The sequence below is a fragment of the Skermanella aerolata KACC 11604 genome (assembly GCF_000936425.1).
Taxonomy (GTDB): Bacteria; Pseudomonadota; Alphaproteobacteria; order Azospirillales; family Azospirillaceae; genus Skermanella; species Skermanella aerolata.
The window spans coordinates 1-347 of sequence record NZ_AVFK01000241.1; the positions used below are offsets into that span (position 1 = coordinate 1).

Annotated in this window: 1 protein-coding gene; it reads left to right on the forward strand. The window is 59.1% G+C overall.

Annotation, left to right across the window (positions count from 1 at the left end; genetic code table 11):
- Positions 1 to 347 (forward strand): PAS domain-containing protein (locus tag N826_RS39375; protein WP_044438143.1); only part of this gene is annotated, 347 nt, incomplete at both ends.

The following is a 347-nucleotide window of genomic DNA, read 5'->3' on the forward strand; positions in this document are numbered from 1 at the left end:
GGTCCACTTCTGCAGGGCGAGCATACCGATCCTGAAACGGTCAAGCGGATCCGCGAGAGACTGGCCGCTCGAGCCCCGTTTTATGACGAAATTCTGAACTACAACAAAGCGGGCGAACCCTACTGGATATCTTTGTCGATCAACCCTGTGTTCAACAGCGCCGGACGCCTGGAACGCTTTGTTTCGATCCAGGCGAACATCACCGCCACCAAGACCGAGGCGCTGGAGTTCAACATGCGCATGAGCGCCATTCGGCGGACCAACGCCGTGGTGGAGTGGGATGCCTCTGGCACGCCGGTAGTGGCCAACGACATCACGCTGCGCCTCCTGAGCGTTGGAAGCGTTCA